Origin of the sequence: Nocardia sp. NPDC058519, assembly GCF_042719755.1 — a bacterium.
Classification (GTDB): domain Bacteria; phylum Actinomycetota; class Actinomycetes; order Mycobacteriales; family Mycobacteriaceae; genus Nocardia.
Genome location: NZ_JBHXNK010000051.1, coordinates 10,947 through 28,981, shown reverse-complemented (window position 1 = coordinate 28,981; position 18,035 = coordinate 10,947). Strand labels below are relative to the sequence as shown.

Sequence of the window (18,035 nt, the reverse complement as noted above, 5' to 3'; positions counted from 1 at the left end):
CGCACCGACACTGCGGTCACTGACCGCCTACGACCACTGATCCGGGTGTGGTGGCCTGCTCTGCGGGCCACCACACCCTGGAATCAATCATCTAGAGGTCGCACAGCCCGACGCGCCTGCCACCGCGATGGGGGCGGCCGAGCGCACTGCCGCACTCACAGTACTCGAGGGCCACATCGCGAACTGGCAGAACCTCTTCGGCAGCCTGGACCTGTGCGAGTGCCAGCACTGCCGCTCCGTCTATAGTCCGGCTGCCTACCTCGTGGACCTGCTCCGCTTCCTGTGGCGCTGCGCGCCAAACGCTGTTGGCAAGACGCCGCTGGACATACTCGAAGCGCGGCGACCTGACTTGCTCCATCTGCTGCTCACCTGCGAGAACACAAACACCATCATCCCGTACGTCGATCTGGCGAACGAGGTGATGGAGCGATATACAACGGCCGATTCCCTTGACGGCTACAAGGGGCACGACACCAGCGACGCGACGGCCGATGAGCTGCGCGCCAGCCCACAGCACTTCGACATCGACGCGTACAAGAAGCTCAAGGACGCCAAGTACCCGTTTTCGCTGCCGTATCATCAGCCGCTTGACGTGATCCGCACATACGGAGACCACCTCAACGTGAGCCGTCACGAGGTCATGAAAGCGACCAACCCTGAGCCGCGCTCCTCCACCGCTGCGGCGATCGCCGCCGAGTCGTTTCGGATGTCCGAGGAGGAATATCTCGCCATCGCCGCCGAGACGTTCGAAGGCACCGACGATGCCACGACCGTCCACGCATATTACGGCTACACCACTGCAGCCGGGTTCGAGCAGCTCGCGTCGGTGCAGGAACTAATGGCGCGCTCCGGGCTAACCTACCCCGAGCTTGTCGAGTTGATTTCGACCCAGTTCGTGAACCCCCACCAGGAGGCGCTCGCGTTCCTGGAGCGGATCTTCAAGCATGCGACGATCCCCTCAAACAGGCTGTACGTGCGCCTGCAGCAGATCGAGGCCGGAACACTCAGCCCGGCGGCCGACGCGGACATCGTGGCAACGCTCAGGGCGTTCAATACCGCCGAGGGCACACACCTCAGGCCGGTCCAATTCGGCCAGTGGGTCGCCGAGCACCTCGCAGAGGTGCGCAAGGTGATCACACTCTATGAACCGCAGTCAAAGTGCGATCTCGAAACGACACGCCTGCGCACGATCGAGAGCATCTACGAAGTGGCGGGGGACGCCTCGGGCGTGACCAAGGAGACCTGGTCGCGGATTCACCGCTTCGTCCGGCTGCAGCGACGGCTCGGGTGGCGCCTGCGCGACACAGATGTCGTTCTCGGCGCCCTCGACGCCGAGAACATCACCCCAGATACGATCAAACAGCTTGAGGCCACGACGCGACTGGGAACCACCCTGAAGCTTGCGCCCGAGCTGCTCGCCGTTTTCTGGGGGAACATCGACACGTTCGGCGAGAAGTCGCTTTACGCGACGCTCTTCCTCAACAAGGCGCTCCGACGGATCGACGACACCTTCGAGCCGACCCCGCAGGGGGAGTACCTGATCGACACGGCGGAGAAGCTCGGGGATCACCTTCCAACCATCCTCGCAGCCTTCCGCCTGCGCGAGGACGATCTCGCCGCCATTCTCAACGTCGCCGAGGTCATCGAAGGGAACGTCCAGCGCAAGCTCGATCTCGCGAACGATGCCCTAACCCTGCCCAACCTGAGCACGATATACCGCTACGCCGTCCTGGCGCGGGCGCTCAAGCTCCGCCCGACGGAGCTCTGCAAGCTCATCGACTTGTTCGGGACGACCCCATTCTCGAACTGGGACATCGATCGGGAGCAGTGGATCAACATCGCGCCGAGCGAGACAGTCTTGTTCGCCGACCTTGCTGCGCAGGTCAAGCGCACCGGGTTCAAGGCAAACATGCTCGAGTACATCCTGCGCGGGACCTCAGCCGCCGAGGCCCGAATCGTCCTTGACCCGGAGAAGGCGAGGGCGACCGCGAGGGCCATCCACCAGGCCTTCGCGGCAATCAAGCAGAGTCACCCGGACGTGCCAGCGGCGCCGCTGACGGAGGAGGCCCTGACGGCGAAGCTGGTGCTCACATTCCAACCCGACATAGTCGCGCGCTTCGAGCGGATCCTCGACGGCACGGCCCAGTTCGAGACCACCACCGAGGCGAACCTCGCCGTCTCGATCCCAGCGGCGCTCACTGAGAGGATCGCATATAGGAAGGCGAGTGGTCGGCTCGTGGCGACGGGTTTGATGTCGGAGGCAGAGCAAGCGACCGTCAAGGCGCTCCCTGGCGCCAATGCCGCGTTCCGGGCAGCTGTTGACGAGATCTATCTCGCTCCCGAGACCTTCCTAGCCACTCACATGGATGGGTTCCTGGGGGACCTGGACTCCGCCTACGCTGTTCTGCTGAACCGCCCCGCGCGGGACCCCGCCTCGACGCTCGCGGAGCGCCACCTGTACGTATATGAGCGCTTCGTCCCGATGCTCACGCGGATACTCCGTCGGTACGCGCTGATCGAACAGCTGGCCGCGCTCATCGGCGCAACGGAGGAGACCACCGCGCTGCTGGTCGGCAGCGACGCAGAAGGACTCGTCGAGGATCTCCTCACCGAGGGTTTCTCGGGGACCTACTTCAGCGACCTCGCATGGGGGACTGCAGCACTGGAGCGCGTCGACGTGGCGATCGACTTCGATTGGGGCACCAGCGCGCCGATCCCGGCAGACTTCAGCGTGCGCTGGCAAGCGTATCTCGCCGCACCTACGACAGGCGAGTTCACGCTCGTTGTCGACGTCCAGGACGTAGACGACGAGTTCAAACTTCAGATCGCCGATGCGGTTGTGCTGGAGAAGCCGCCGGGCGACGCGCGCACCTCATGGGAGGTGCTGGCGCGGCTCGACGCTGGCCGCCTACACAAGGTGCGGCTCGACTATGCAGACCGGACGGCCCCAGGGACGATCCAGCTGCGCTGGAAGACGCCGACTAGCGCGCTCGAGGTCATCGGGTCGGCGATCGCCAGACCGGCGACAGCCATCGACCAATTCGTCGCAAGCGCCACCGTCTACCACCGCGCCGCAAAGCTTGTCGCGGGCTTCGAGATCGATGAAACAGACCTCACATACTTGATCAACCATGCCGCCGACTTCGGCGGGCTCGACCTGTCCGCGCCGTCCGCCGACCACTTGAAGCGTCTGGCGGACTACACGTCGCTGCGCGACGCCATCCCACAGGCGCAGGCTCGGCTTACCGACGTCTTCGCCGCCGCGACACGCAAAGACCCGGTCCCCGCACTCGACGAACTCAAGAAGCTACTTCACAGGGCAACCGCCTGGGATCAACCCGCGATCGACTACCTCGTCGACACGCACTTCGGCCTTGCCGCTTCCGACTTCGCCAACGAGATCGCGCTCGTGCGGCTGCTCGCCGTGGCTCGGATCATCCAGAAGACCGGGCTCTCCGCCGCGACAATCGCCGCTTGGGGCGCACCGGCGACTGACTTCGACTCGCTCGCCACAACCGCTGAATGGATGACGGCCACCATCAAAGCGAAGTACGACGACAACGACTGGCTAAAGCTAGCGCCGGAGCTGAGCGACCGGCTACGCGCACACCAGCGAGACGCTCTCGTCGCTCATCTGCTGACCCGCCCCGAGATCAAGGAATGGGGGGCGCATGACGCCGACGGGCTCTTCGAGTACCTGCTAATCGACGTGCAGATGGGCGCATGCATGGACACCTCGCGGATCGGCCAGGCGAATGCGTCGCTGCAGATGTTCGTGAACCGGTGTCAGCTCAACCTCGAGAGCAACGAGATCGGCGACAACGAGCTGGGCGTCTCACCGAACGCAATCGACCCGGACCGGTGGGGGTGGATGAAGAACTATCGACTCTGGGAGGCCAACCGGAAGATATTCCTATATCCAGAGTGCTGGCTCGAGCCGGAGTGGCGACGCGACCGAAGCGAACTCTTCCAAGAATTTGAGTCGCACCTCGTCCAAAACGACATCACCGATCGCTCAGTCGAAGAGGCGTTCCGCAGCTACCTGAGCGGGCTTAACGAGATCGCCAACCTCGATGTCTGGGGCATGCACCGTGAGGACGACAAGGATGGGCGCCTCCGCTATCTCCACGTCTTTGCACGCGCGCACAACGCTCCTTACAAGTTCTACTACCGTCGCTGGAGCCAGCAACGCAAGTGGAGCCCGTGGGAGAAGGTACCACTCGACATACCTTGCGTTGAGGCCGGTGACGACAGCGGTGTGCACCTCCTCCCAGTCGTCTGGAAGGGGCGACTATTTCTGTTCTGGCCCGAATTCCGCAAGGTCCAGGAACCGCCCGCAACTGGCAGCGAGTCGGCGGAAGAGGCTGCGAGAGAACCGATGTCAAGGCTCGCGTCGCACATACGATGGGAGGTGCGCCTCGCCTGGAGCGAGAGAATCGACGGGAAGTGGGCGTCGAAGCGGGTGTCGAAGGAGATCCTTACTCATGACCCTGATGGCGATGGCTACCCTCGGCACGCAGCAACGCCTGGGATGTATTCGACTGAGTCCCGCGCCGAGAAGGACCTGCTCTTCACGCCGGCCATCTCAGATACGCAAGAGCTCACCATCACCGTCACGTTTGATCGTCAACCCATTGCCTACCGCGGCTGGTTCCAGCTCGCCGACATCACGACGCCCGTCCAGGTGAGGGACCAGGACCTTCTATTGGCGCTACCCCCGACAGACTTGGAGACGCGCTACCGTTACAAGTTCAACAAACGCGCCCGCGCGGCGACGCCACGTGCGCCGGCGCCGGGCGCGCCGCTCGTTCCTCTCGCGCCGTTCGAAATTCTCGGTGACGTCTATCTCAGGACAAGTGCCGACCATGAGCTGCTCCCCATCGACACGATGGAGTGGGCTGACATCACACTCGATGACCCGCTGTTCTTCCGCGACAAAGAGCGGACATATTTCATCCGGCCGGTCGAAATACCCCCGATCATCGAGTGGATTCGGGCTGCGGAACGTCCAAACCCGCTCTGGCTATTGTCGATCGACCAGCGAAAGGCCCGAAACGCAATCGGGTCGGGCATGACGGGCGCCACACCGCGGATACGAGCGCTCACCGAGGCGCCTCTGACGGCACGAAAGGCGGCCGCCGCCACCCTCCCCGCCGCGTTCGCGGGTCTCCGGCAGGTGGTGCTCCGCTTGCCTAATTTTGGGATTCGCCATGCCACGGGACTCGAGTTCCACACGTTCCACCACCCGGCCTCGAGTAGGTACGTCGAGCGACTGAACCAGGATGGGCTCGCTGGGCTTCTCGAAGCCGACACCGAGATCCGATCCGACGAGGGTGTGACATTCGAATCTACGTACCGGCCCAACTTCACCCATGGTCTGGTTCAAAAGCCATCAGACGACGAAACGGAACGCACCTACTACAAGGAGAACGTCTGCTTCGACCCGTACGGCGCGAACAGTTGCTACAACTGGGAGCTCTTCTTTCATGCGCCCCTCTACATCGCAACGCGCCTGAGCCGGAACGGCATGTACGAGGAGGCGATGCGCTGGTTCCACTTCATCTTTGACCCGACAACCGACGCGCGCCCCGGCCCGGGTGAATCGGAGGTGTCCCGCTTCTGGAAGGTGCGGCCATTCAAGACGGAGCCGGCGACCAGCCTCGAAGACATGTTCCGGAGCCTAGGTCCGAACAGCAACACCGAGGAGGAGAACGAGAGGATCGAAGAGTGGCGCGACAACCCGTTCGACCCGCACCTTGTCGCGTCGAATCGGCCACTGGCATACATGAAGAACGTTGTCCTCAAGTATGTCGAGAACCTGGTTGCATGGGGAGACTCACTGTTTCGGCAGGACACGATGGAGAGCGTGAACGAGGCTCTACAGCTCTACGTCATCGGGAGCCATGTCCTAGGCCCGCGCCCGCAGCTGGTGCCGAAGCGTGGTGAGGTCGCGGCGCAGTCGTTCGCGTCTTTGCGCCCCAAACTCGACGACTTCTCAAATGCACTGATCGAATTCGAGAACCTTTTCCCCTACACAGGCGGGGTGAGTGTCGGAGGCAAGGCGCTTCCTGGATCCAGCATGCTCGGCCTCGGGTCGGCGCTGTACTTCTGCATCCCGGCCAACGACAAACTGCTCGAGCAGTGGGACACCGTGGCGGACCGGCTCTACAAGATTCGGCATTGCCAGAACATCGAGGGCGTCGAGCGGCGCCTGGCGCTGTTCTCGCCGCCGATCGAACCCGGCGCGATCGTCGCGGCGATGTCACGTGGGCTTAGCCTCGGCAGCATCCTCGCTGAGCTGAGCAGCCCGCCTCCGATCCACCGCTTCACGTCCCTGATCCAGAAGGCCAACGAATTCTGCAACGACGTGAAGGCCCTCGGTGCAGCACTCCTGAGTGCACTTGAGAAGCGCGACGGCGAGGAACTCGCCCGGCTGCGCGCCTCGCACGAGGTGCATATCCTCGAGCTCACAAACCACGTGCGCGAGCGGCAGGTGCTGGAGGCGAAGGCACAGCGGGAAGGCCTGCTCAAATCACGCGACGCGGCGGAGTTTCGCCTACGCCACTACCTTGGGCTCCTCGGCAACGACGGAGTCCGCGTCCCAGCGGAGCCGAGCCTGCCCGCAACCCTCACCGACGACAGCCAGCTACCCGCCGACACACCCCTCGCCGAGGTCAAGACTGACGTGGACGTCTCGCTCGTCGAATCAGAAGAGTCAGGGGTGAAAATAATCAAAAGAGAAAAGCAGGAACTCGACGACCTGGGCACGGCGCGCGGCTGGCAGATCGCCGCTCAAGCGGCGCATCTCCTTGCAGCGAGCGCTCATGTCATTCCGACGGTGTCGGGGCATGGGCAGCCGTTAGGCGTCGGGTCCAGTGTGTCGTGGGGAGGCACACAGTTGGGGGGCGCGCTCAGCGCCGCTGCAAGCGGATTTGAATTCGTCGGCAGCTTTTTCACTCACTCCGCTGAAATGGCTCAAAAGAATGCGGGCTATATTCGCCGCGAGCAGGAATGGACACTTCAGGCGAACGTCGCAACCAAGGAGATCATCCAGATCGACAAGCAGATCACTGCGGCGGACATCCAGCTCCAGGTCGCACAGAAAGAGCTTGAGCTACACCAGCAGCAGATCGAGAACACCAAGGCGGTAGAGGTGTTCTTGCAGGACAAGTTCACCAACCAGGAACTGTACCAATGGATGAAGGAGCAACTCCTCGGGATTTACAAGCAGAGCTACAACCTCGCCTACGATCTGGCGAAGAAGGCAGAGAAGGCCTACCAGTACGAAATTGGCCTTGAGTCGAGCGGATTCATCCAGTACGGATACTGGGAGAACGCTCGCCATGGGCTCGTTGCGGGGGAAAGGTTGCAGCTCGCGCTCCGGCAACTCGAGAAGACCTACCTTGAGGAGAACCGGCGAGAGCTTGAGCTCACGAAGCACGTCTCCCTGGCCATGGTCGATCCCGACGCGCTCATCCAGCTTCGCGAGACCGGGAACTGTTTCTTCTCGGTGCCTGAGGAACTCTTCGACTTGGACTTCCGCGGCCACTATTTCCGGCGGATCGCGTCGGTTCGCCTGACGATTCCGTGCGTGGCAGGGCCGTACACGTCGCTCGGCTGCTCCCTGCGCCTACTCAGCCACTCCGTTCGGGTCAAAACGACGATGAACGGCTCAGGCAGCTACGAGCACGAACACGACGATGGCCTGCTCATCGACGACGACCGATTCCGCGCCAGCCACGTGCCGGTGACGGCGATCGCGACGAGCACAGCCCAGAACGACACAGGGCTGTTCGAACTAAATTTCCGGGATGACCGTTACCTACCCTTTGAGCGCGCTGGCGCGATCAGCACATGGGAGCTCGAGCTCTCCACCGACACCGATTTGCGGACGTTCGACTACTCCACAATCGCCGACGTGATCCTGCATATCAGCTACACTGCGCGGGAGGAGCGCGGCCTGTTCAAGGAAAAGGCCAACGACTATCTCAGGGAGTGGATCGAGAACAGCGCCGACGCCACGGAACAGCCCTTCGTGCAAATGCTCAGCATGCGTCACGAATTCCCATCGGAATGGCAGCGGTTCCTCCAACCAGCAGGTGGCGGGGAGCAGCGACTCGTCTTCGCCGTCAGCAAGGCGCGTTTTCCGTTCCTCGCGCACAGACGCGACATCGCCGTGACGGGCATCGACGCCCTCGCCCGCTGCCGCACGGCGGGCGACTACCACCTCGTCCTGACGTATACGAAAGGTGACGGCGACGAGGTCACATCCGACATGATCCTGATGCCGCCCAGCGCTCCGCACGGCGGCATGCGGCAGGCCTCGATCCACAACACCGACGCTGGCATCGATCTCGAGGAACTCGACATAGACCGACCAATCACGGTGAAGCTCAAGCACAACACTGCGCCCGACTACACTAGACTTGCGACTAGCCCGGATGAGGTGGAAGAAGTGCTACTGCTAATCCATTACAAGCTCGGCTGATCCAAGCTCGGTGACGATGAACCGCACTGCGTCGTCCCGCCCCGCCGTGGACTCGATGCCCTACGCGCAGGATGTCACCTTCCGAGTGCGGGCGCCCAATGTGGACAGTGTCGCGGTCGCCGGCACCGAAATATACCAGGGCGGATTCAACTGGTCGACGCAACACTTCGTTGTTGAAGCGATTGTAGATGCTGCTCCATCGCCTCGGCCGGCGTGCGCCATCCAAGAACCTTCCGCGGTCGCGTGTTGAGTGTGTGAGCGGCCGCTGCCAGGTCCCTCTTGCTCCACCGCGACAGGTCCGTTCCCTTCGGAAAGTATTGGCGTAGAAGCCCATTTGTGTTTTGTTGGTTCCGCGCTGCCATGGGCTTCGCGGATCGGCGAAGTAGACCGCGACGCCGGTCTTGGCCGTCAATTCCACAGGTCGCCCTCCCAATGCCCGGCGACCGCGCGATCGTTGGCCTCGCAGTGGCGTTCGCTGATCAACACATCAGGAGTCACGTGCGCCCAAGCCACACGCTTTGAGCGAGCCCTGGGCATCCGCAACGCGCGCGCCCGGTCCGCAAGTTCAAGATCAGCTCACGGCTGAGCCCGCCCCGGCCCTCGATATAGAGCGCCTGGTAGATGGCCTCGTGGCTAATCCGCATCGACTCCTCGTCGGGGAAGTCGATGCGCAGCCGATTGGCGATCTGCTCGGGACTCCACGCCTGCACCCATGCACGATCGGCGCGATGAGGCTTGTTGCGGCCAGTCCACCTCCGCGTCATCGGGCCCTTGACGGTCTTTCCGCGCGCATCGGTGATCGATCCGGATAGCGTTCCTGGACGTAGTCGCGAAGTCGCGGGTTATCCACGAGTTTGGCGGTCTTGGGCCGGCGGGCGAACAGCTGAGCTTTCCACTGCGCTACCGACGCGCGGTAATGCAGCTTATCGGAGCTCAGACCCTCCGGCCGACGCCCAGCGGGCACATTTCGGTTTGCCCATCGCTCTCCCTCATCCGAGTCTCCTCCGACACCCCGGCCGCCGAACCCGCGCTCGCGCAAGGAAGGGTTCCAGGGTCGCGGCACTCAGCTGGCGCGACTGCAATCACATACCGCATCGTTCGTATCGCCAACCGAACTCCGCAAAATCACACGTTCACAGACAGCGTTCCTGCACGTATTTTGCAAGAAAACGGCCGTCCGACAAGATGACCATGCCCTACCCGCAATGATGCGTGGTCCCAGCTGGTTTCGAACCGGCAAAAGGCCATGGAGCGGAAATAGCCCCTACCTCGGACAATCGGCACTTGACCGGCACTTTTACCGCCATGGCCGTCAAGCAGAAGTACGCACCGATGGGCAACTTTGGGCTGCGTTATTGCACGTATATTGCACGCCGACCAGTCCTGCCAGCCTCAAGCCCAGATTGACCGAGCGCATGACACTGATAGCTAATTCGAATTCACCTTCGAGCGGTCACCTTCCAAGCTCAGCTGCTGCACGTTGGAGCGCAGCGGCCAAGTCCGCTTGCGCGGCGAGCACTTGCGGGTCAGATCGGACTCATCCCCGCTCGCGCGGTGAGCGTCTCTCGGCGGTGGAGCTTGGTATTCGCCTTTGGCTCATCCCGCTCAAGCGAAGAGCACAACGCCGCGTTCGGTCGCGGTCGATCCCGCCGGGTTTCGGGAACCTGAGCAAACGCTGTGCCGACTTCATGACCGACAAAGCCTATACCACCGCTGACCTGGTCATCTTCGGGGTACCCCCCTGCTTTCTACGATTTTTCTACGATTTACCCAGGATTTTCAACACATGTATCACCTATCTGATTCCCGAGTCGGCGGGTGAGGAGCCCGTGAGACGGTCGAGCCGACTCGACTGAGAAGGATGACAACCGGCGTAGGGACCGCAGCTCCGGACTGAGGACCAAGAGCACCAGAGACAACAGACCATCAAGAGATCGTCGACTTCAAAGACGACCGACAACCAGATGCAAGTGCCCGACCTGAGCGGACCGGAGAAGACGTCATCCGCCAGGAGCGTGGCGCAGTCGCCCGGCCACCCGGAACCCGGAAAATGGCCGCTATCGCCGCCACCATCCGGCCAACACCCAGGATCTGGCGTCGTTGATCCCCCTGCCCGAACGGTACGCGGACGTTGCGTGTTCGAGATCGATGCAGTGTCCGTCGTTTCACTGGAAGGGGTATGGAGCTGTCCCAGGATGTGCGCATGGTGGTCCGGAGTACCGTCATAGCCGGGGCTACAGACGCGCCCTTCCCGGAGCGTTCGAAACGACGACCGTTTCTCGAACGCGGGTAGGCGTGGACGACGTATAGGTGCACCGTACCGGGCGAGAGTGGCAGGATCGCGGGTATGGATCCGATTACGGCGGTGGTGGTTTCGGCGATCGCGGCGGGCGCGGTCACGGGGGTCGGCGATACCGCGACGCAGGTGGTCAAGGACGCCTACGCCGGGTTGAAGAGTCTGCTCTCACGCAAGTACACCGATGTTGATGTCTCGGCGGTGGAGAAGAAGCCGAACTCGCAACCGAAGAAGGACTCGCTGGCCGAAGACCTCAACGAAGCCGGCGCCGCGAGCGATACCGAGCTCGGGCAGGCCGCGGCCGCGGTACTGCATGCCGTTCGCGAGCATTCCCCGCAGGTCGTGGTCGGTGTGGATATCGACAACTTGGTGGCTGAGGCGCTCAGAGTCACCGACATCGACTCCGCCGGTGACGGAGTGCGTGTTCGCAACAGCACAATCACCGGTGCCGCGGAGTTCTCCAGGGTGCGGGCGGGTTTTACGGAGTCGCCGGACCCCACCACGGCGCGGGACTGACTCCCGGCATCCCCGCGCCGTACTCCCCTGTCGCCGGGAACTTTCTGTCCGGCAACACCATCGGCACGCTCAATCTCGGTGATCAGGCCTCGGTGCCGGTGCGGTCGGTGCGGGAGTTGGTGAGGGTCTACGGGATCGAGGATCTGCCCACGATCGCCGATCTCGACCCGTATCTGTTGGGGTCGACGAGTTCGGTTTTCGGTCGTTCAGGTGAGTACGGAGTACGTGACGGCTACCTGCCGCGGACCGCTCACGACGTCGACGCCCGGCTGGCCGAAGCCCTCACCGGTGGGTCGTTGGTGGTCGTTGTGGGGCCGTCGAAGGCAGGCAAGACCCGAACTCTGTTCGAGGCCGTGCGCGCGCACGATTCCGGGGCGCGGGTGGTGTGGCCGGTCACCGATGGGATCCGTGAGCTCGCCGTCCATCCGCGAATCGCCACCAGCACCGACCCGCTGGTGGTGTGGCTCGACGATCTACACGAATACCTCGCCGGGCCGACCGGACTGACCCCAGCGGTGCTGGCCCGACTGACGACGCGGCCGGGGCCGACGGTGGTGGTGGCGACGTTGCGTTCGGAGATGCGTGCCCAGCTGCGTGCGCGGTGGTGGCGAGTTGCGACAAGACACCCGGATGCTGCTCGAGCAGGCCGTGACCGTCGATCTGGCTTCTACCAGCGAGGACTCCGATGAACGCGCGGCCGCCGACCGCGCCTACTCCGGTATTGCCGGTGATCGTCATGGGCTGGGTGAGGGCTTGGCTGGGGCGCCGGAGCTGCTGGCTCGCTACGACGACGCCCGCGCCGCCGATCCCGAGCTGTACACGGTGATCGCAGTCGCGGTGGACTGGGCCCGCATCGGACGCCCCGACCCCATCCCCGAACCCGTGCTCATCGACCTCACGCTGCGCGAACTTCGGAAAACTCGCGCCCATCTCGAGGCTGGAGACGCCGACGTGTGCGCCGCGATCCGAACAGCCCGGACACCACCCCCTGGCGCCGGCCGCACTGCCGCGCTGCACACCAGCTTCCTCGACGACGACACCCGCGGCTACTGGGCTTTCGACTACCTCACCGCCGACGACGGACAAGCCCACCGAACACCGCGTCCCATCCCCCACACCTACTGGCACGACGCGACCAACAGCTGCGACACCAATACCCTGCTCATCGTCGGCGTCGCCGCATACCGCCGCGACAACACACCCGCCACGACGACACTGTTCCGCAAGGCCGCCGAGGCCGGGAACAGCGCCGCGATGTTCAATCTCGGCCTCCTGCATGACGAGCGTGATGAGCTGGTCGAGGCCGAGTCCTGGTATCGCAAGGCCGCCGACGCCGGGGTGAGCGCCGCGATGTTCAATCTCGGCCTCCTGTTCCATGAGCGCGATGATGATGATCTGGTCGAGGCCGAGTCCTGGTACCGCAAGGGCGCCGACGCCGGGGACAGCACCGCGATGAATAATCTCGGCCTCCTGCTCCAGCAGCGCGATGATCTGGTCGAGGCCGAGTCCTGGTACCGCAAGGGCGCCGAGGCCGGGGGCGGCAGCGCGATGAATAATCTCGGCTCCCTGCTCCAGCAGCGTGGCGATCTGGTCGAGGCCGAGTCCTGGTACCGCAAGGCCGCCGAGGTCAGGTACAGCAGCGCGATAAACAATCTCGGCTTCCTACGCGATGTTCAATCTCGGTTTCCTACGCGGCGAGTGTGGTGTTCGTAGATCGAACTCGGTCTCAACCGGTCAGCGCATCGTTGGCTGTCAGAATAGCGGTCGATTACCTACACGATTGAGTGTGATCGGCGCGATTGGCCACATCGGCGAATCCTGACGTCGTTCAGCGGTGACTCTCGACAGCGGTCAACAGCGAGCCAGATGCCCTATCGGCGAAAATCGACGTCACGATCGGACTTACGGCGTCGATCAGCCGTTGGCGACGTTCTCCGCCAGCGGGTTTCACCACGGCTTGGTGTCGCCGCCTGGTGCCGAGCAGGTGCGGGAGGAGCTGCTGGTGCCCTATTACCGCACCGGGGTCACGCGGCCGGTCACCGATCCGATGGGGACCCTGACCACCCGCGATCGTTTCGGGTTGCTCGGTGTCGATCCGGACCGGCTGCTCGCCGAGTGCACCTTCCGGATGCTCGATCCCGACGAGATCCGCGATGGCATGGCCTTCCGCTCGACCTTCAAGCCGATCGGGGACAAGCGCACGCAGGCCGCCGGGTACGGCAACGCGGTCACCCCACCAACCGCGGAGGTGCTCGGTTGTGCACTGGCTGAGGCCATCACCGGCGAGACTATCGAGCGTTTCGCCTCCTGAAAATTGCGGGACCGGGGTGCCATTAACACCCCGGTCCCGCCGCCCACCCTTCCAGATTCTCACGCACAGCCCGGCGCTACCGCTATTCTTCTGCCAACTGGACACCACTGTCCGGAATCCACTGTTGCAACTCCGGACTCCATGCCAGAAGTTGACCCTGGACCTCGGCGGCGGTGACGTCCAAGTCCAGCAGCGCTAGCCTCGCCTCGTCAGGAAGGCCTGCAGTCAACAGAATCGTCGCCGCTTCGCCGTCAAAGTCCAAGGTCACACACGCACCTCGGCTGGAACGCCTCATGCGCTTGCGCAGCTTTCCTGCAATGCTCGCGAACCCGTCAGCGTTTCGAGAAGCGAGATTCTCAACCAGTGCAGCCCCATAGATCGCCGCAACTGGCGCCAGCGCAGCCCAGGCCATCTGCATAGAGGAGCCGGGCCTGGGCTGCGCTTGCCCGTCGAAATTCGCATCACGCGGTTCTGGTCTCTCAGGCATGTCTTACCCTCCCCGGAACATCCGGCCAAAGTTGCAGCCGCACAACAACATCACGAGTATCACCATCGCACGCTGAAGCGAAGTGACGCGCATCAACTGGCGCTACCTCGACGGGCCGCTCATCTGAAGGAGCTCGATGACCACCACCAACCCGCTCGTCGGCTACACGTCTGAGCGGGCCTTAGATACGACAGTGCGTCGTAACCCGAATCGGTTACGGCGCACTGTCATATCCAGAGGCGCTTAGTTCCTGCCGGGCGGGGTGGGCGGTATCGGACGACTCTGTCGTGGAAGCTTCTTCGGAAGTGGCAGCAAATGGGCATGGGAGGATCCCGAGACTGGGCCGACAGTGTCCAGGTCGATCAGCTCCCGCGCCGCTTCGAGCGGGGTCTCGAACGGGGCAGACCATTGGTCACTGCCCGGCCGAACGGTGATGTCCTGCTCCGTCGCGCCGCGCCCGGTCTCGCTGGCGAAGTTTCCAGTCAACGTCGTGGTGTCGCTGCTGATCTCGCCGTAACCGACCGTGCGGCACTGCACAGTCCAGACCGCCATCGGTTGGGTAGCGAAGCCGGTCGCGATCTTGTCTTTGTGCTCAAGAGCGCGCGACCGTGACGGGTGCAGGCTGGTGTGCAGAACCGCACCGGAGTCATCGGTGACAACCAGGACGTGAACGGTGGCACCATCACGGTCGGTGATCAGCCGGGCTTGCGCAGCGAGGTAGCCGTCCGCGGCCGCGCCGAGGCGTTGCACAACCTCGAGCCGTGAAGAAGCCAACCCCTTGCATCGCAGTCGGTCGGCGATCTCGTGCTCGTGGATGTCGAGAGTGTTCTCCAGTTCCCGCATCCGCGAACCCGCCCCCGCCCGTCGGCCCGGTTTCCAGCGCGAGCGCGGCGCGGTCTCGGCCCAGGCTCGGGCGAGCAGTTCGTCAGCGGCGTCGTCCCAGTAGGGCAGTTCCTGCTCGATGTGACGACGCCGCGCGATCGATTCCCAGTCGTGGTGTGGGTCTAGCGCGAGCGCGGCGCGCAGCATTTCCCAAGCGCATTTGCGCTGTTTCGGGTCAGCGAGTTCGACGAGGTACTCCGCGCGGTCCCGCATCGCCGAGGGCGAGCGGCCCAGACCGCGAGCAAGCTCACGTTCGGGCATGCCGGCGATCAGTCCGGCGATCAGCATTTGGTAGTCGTTACCGTCCCAGCGGTGCCCTTGGCGCGGCCGGTCCTGTGAGGTCACCATCGTTGTCCCCCTGCGATATCGGTTGAAGCTCGAATCCCTGCCCGGAAATGATGACTGCACCCACCGACGACAACGCCGAAACCGGTCCACCACAAAAGGGGGATGATGCCGAGCGAAACCTGCGGCAGCGCCATCACTTCCAGCAGACGGCCGAGCTGGCCGGCCTGCACCTCGGCCGAACCGAACCACGTCCGCAGCGCCTGTTCCTCGAGGACGATGACGAACCAGCGCCCACCGCGCTGCACGATCCGTTGCCGCGCCATCCGGATCGCGACCGCGTCCTCGACATCGTTGGGAGTGGCCAGGAACCGGATCCAGAACTGCACCATCGCCCGCGCGTACTCCGGCGTCGTACTCGCGCGTGAATCCAGCCCGACTTGATCTGCTCTGACTGCCGCCTCGGGCTCTCGGTGAGATAGGCCAGAATATGTGCTGTGACTGTGATCGTGGTCGACACCAACCTGTTCTGTAAGTCGCCGAAGTTGCGCAACCCGGAGTGGAAGTCCCTGCTGGAGAACAGGGAACACCTCGACCGGCTCAGGGATGGACCAGGGTACTAAACCAAATGTCCTAACTCAGGTCCGAAGGAGAACATCGGCGCAGAATAGGCGGGACGAGCCGCGACGCCGTCCTCTCATATGAACATCTGAATCAGTCGCCGAGGACTTCGTCCGACGATAGGTCCCTTTCATGCTGTCGCGCCGCTGCCAGATTCCGGCGGACAGCCCCGGTCTTTGGATGATCCGACCCCAGTACCCGCTCAAAATCGGCGAGGGTCCGCTCGAACAGGTCGATCGCTTCGCCCCGCTGTCCGGCCGACTCGAATGCTCTGGCGAGATCGTTGCGGGAGGCAAGGGTATCGGGATGGTCGGGCCCCAGGATGCGTTCGTGATCGTTGAGGCTTTGCTGGGCTAGGACAACTGATCGCGTGGTGTCGGCTATTTGGATCAGATGCCGGGTGGCCCACCGGCGAGTGTTCAGTGCGGTGGTGAGGGTGTCGGTGTCGAGGTCGGGTGCTTGGCTGACCGCTCCCCACAATGCCTCGACGTGGTCCACCAGGCGGTCGCCCTCCTCGCGGCGCTGGAACGCATAGGCCTCGTCGAACAGCAAAGGTGAAATCAACGCGAATACGGCGGCAGCAACGGTTTTGGTGGTGTGGGTGGAATAGATACGCTCTCGGACGACCCTGGCAACCAATCGGTGCATAAGCACCACGTGCCCCGTAGTCGACCGCGTGAGTACTGACCCTTCCACGCAACGCTGCAACGCAGCGTCCAATCGGCCATCGTGGCGGGGCAGCGACGTGTAGTCGACGCCGTCGGGAGCTAGCATCGCCATCACAGGCAACAGCCAGCGCACCGTTTCGTCGACTTCCGGTTCGGAAGTGGAATTTTCGACGGCGTGGATCGACAACAGCAATGCCTGATCTACAGCAAGGAGATACTCGCTGCCCCTGCTGCGTGGCAGCACCGCTAGCAGCGGCTGAGCATTCAGGAGGCGTCGGTAGCGAGGGTAGTCCAACCGGCGGCCGATGATCGTGGCAACCGCCGCGGATAATGCCAGCGGCAAATCGCCCACGTCAGCGGCGACCAATGCGGCGCCGTGTGGATCGTCCAGCCCAGTTGCTTCCTCTAGATACCGCACCGACTCATCGCGCGTGAATCCTCCACCTACATCAATGACCTGACCGAGCGGCGCGAAGGCGCGGTCGGTGCTGGTTACCACAACCTGTGTGTTGCCGTCGGACGGCAGCAACCTGTAGAGCACGTGGGGGTCTGCCGCACCATCGAAGACCAACAACGCCGGGCCTTCTCGTTCCGAGAGGTGGCCAAGCAACTGTCGCGCTGAAACAACGGAGTCACCGTCAGGGTCGGCAACCCCTACCCGCGCGGCCACCTTGGCCAAATCAGCGAGCGTGGTGTCGGTGGTTTCGGCGTTGACCCACCCCACCAAGCCAGCACTCCCAGCCATCGCCTCTCGTGCGTAGGCAGCTGCGACCTGAGTCTTACCTGTACCCCGCATTCCAGTGACCACTACCGGCCCAGAGTTCAGCGCCAGCCGCAACCTATTGACTTGAGCACGGTCGACGAAATGTGGCGGCTGCTCCGGCACCCTCCCGACCACCAGTCTGGTCTCCAACGCCGACGAATCCGCCGAATGTTCGTTATGAGCGACCGTGGATCTTTCGATGCAGACGCTGGCGTCGACCGCGTTCCCGGACGGCTCGCTGATCGGGTGATCTGCACCCTGCATCCGCTGGAGGAGCGGGATCGTTTCGCGCAGGCGCCCTGCTGTCCGGTAGGCACCGGCGAGATTGTGTCGGGTGGCGAGGGTGGCGGGGTGTTCGGGTCCGAGAATCCGCTCGCTGTCGGCGAGGGTGGCGGCGTAGAGCGTGATCGCCTCTTCCAGGCGTCCTGCCGACTCGTGGGCGTAGGCGAGATTGTTGCGAGAGGACAGAGTGTCGGGGTGTTCTGCACCCAGTATCCGCTCCCGATCGGCGACGGTCTGTTGGTAGAGCGCGATTGCTTCGCGCAGGCGCCCTGCTGTCCGGTAGGCACCGGCGAGATTGTGTCGGGTGGCGAGGGTGTCGGGGTGTTCGGGTCCGAGGATCCGCTCGCTGTCGGCGAGGGTGGCGGCGTAGAGCGTGATCGCCTCTTCCAGGCGTCCTGCCGACTCGTGGGCGTAGGCGAGATTGTTGCGAGAGTTC

The 18,035-nt window shown here is 63.5% G+C and carries 10 protein-coding genes and 1 pseudogene; 6 read left to right on the top strand and 5 right to left on the bottom strand.

Annotated elements, in window-relative coordinates:
- Positions 1-127 precede the first annotated feature (127 nt).
- Positions 128-8,488: a neuraminidase-like domain-containing protein gene (locus tag ACFWPK_RS33490; protein ID WP_378922705.1), complete on the top strand. Its 8,361-nt coding sequence runs from the start codon at positions 128-130 to the stop codon at positions 8,486-8,488.
- 146 nt (positions 8,489-8,634) lie between these two features.
- Here ACFWPK_RS33490 and ACFWPK_RS33485 read toward each other — a convergent pair.
- Positions 8,635-9,440 (bottom strand): annotated as a pseudogene (locus ACFWPK_RS33485) (IS30 family transposase); the annotation flags it as partial.
- Between the two features lie 1,395 nt (positions 9,441-10,835).
- Here ACFWPK_RS33485 and ACFWPK_RS33480 point away from each other — a divergent pair.
- From ACFWPK_RS33480 to ACFWPK_RS33465, 4 genes are all read left to right on the top strand, one after another.
- Positions 10,836-11,300, top strand: a complete 465-nt coding sequence (locus ACFWPK_RS33480; protein ID WP_378922703.1) for a hypothetical protein — start codon at positions 10,836-10,838, stop codon at positions 11,298-11,300.
- A gap of 107 nt (positions 11,301-11,407) precedes the next feature.
- Positions 11,408-11,989, top strand: coding sequence for a hypothetical protein (locus ACFWPK_RS33475; RefSeq protein ID WP_378922701.1), 582 nt, complete (start codon positions 11,408-11,410; stop codon positions 11,987-11,989).
- A complete protein-coding gene (locus ACFWPK_RS33470) occupies positions 11,913-13,013 on the top strand; it encodes a tetratricopeptide repeat protein (RefSeq protein WP_378922699.1) in 1,101 nt (366 codons plus the stop codon). Before ACFWPK_RS33475 ends, ACFWPK_RS33470 begins: the two co-directional genes overlap by 77 nt.
- A gap of 247 nt (positions 13,014-13,260) precedes the next feature.
- The gene (locus tag ACFWPK_RS33465) at positions 13,261-13,611 is read left to right on the top strand and encodes a hypothetical protein (RefSeq protein ID WP_378922697.1); all 351 of its coding nucleotides are present in this window, start codon (positions 13,261-13,263) and stop codon (positions 13,609-13,611) included.
- An 82-nt stretch (positions 13,612-13,693) separates the two neighbouring features.
- On the opposite strand, the gene ACFWPK_RS33460 is transcribed toward ACFWPK_RS33465, so the two are convergent.
- The 3 genes from ACFWPK_RS33460 to ACFWPK_RS33450 all read right to left on the bottom strand — a co-directional run bounded on the left by ACFWPK_RS33460 (position 13,694) and on the right by ACFWPK_RS33450 (position 15,699).
- The gene (locus ACFWPK_RS33460; RefSeq protein WP_378922695.1) at positions 13,694-14,098 is read right to left on the bottom strand and encodes a hypothetical protein; all 405 of its coding nucleotides are present in this window, start codon (positions 14,096-14,098) and stop codon (positions 13,694-13,696) included.
- Positions 14,099-14,341: 243 nt separating this feature from the next.
- Positions 14,342-15,328, bottom strand: coding sequence for a hypothetical protein (locus ACFWPK_RS33455; RefSeq protein WP_378922693.1), 987 nt, complete (start codon positions 15,326-15,328; stop codon positions 14,342-14,344).
- Positions 15,322-15,699 carry a Scr1 family TA system antitoxin-like transcriptional regulator gene (locus ACFWPK_RS33450; protein ID WP_378922707.1) on the bottom strand — a complete coding sequence of 126 codons (378 nt, stop codon included), beginning with the start codon at positions 15,697-15,699 and terminating at the stop codon, positions 15,322-15,324. Before ACFWPK_RS33450 ends, ACFWPK_RS33455 begins: the two co-directional genes overlap by 7 nt.
- Before the next feature lie 63 nt (positions 15,700-15,762).
- Here ACFWPK_RS33450 and ACFWPK_RS33445 point away from each other — a divergent pair, with 63 nt between their 5' ends.
- Positions 15,763-15,888, top strand: a complete 126-nt coding sequence (locus ACFWPK_RS33445) for a hypothetical protein (protein ID WP_378922709.1) — start codon at positions 15,763-15,765, stop codon at positions 15,886-15,888.
- A gap of 91 nt (positions 15,889-15,979) precedes the next feature.
- Here ACFWPK_RS33445 and ACFWPK_RS33440 read toward each other — a convergent pair.
- A partial coding sequence (locus tag ACFWPK_RS33440; protein WP_378922691.1) for a tetratricopeptide repeat protein occupies positions 15,980-18,035 on the bottom strand: 2,056 nt, incomplete at its 5' end.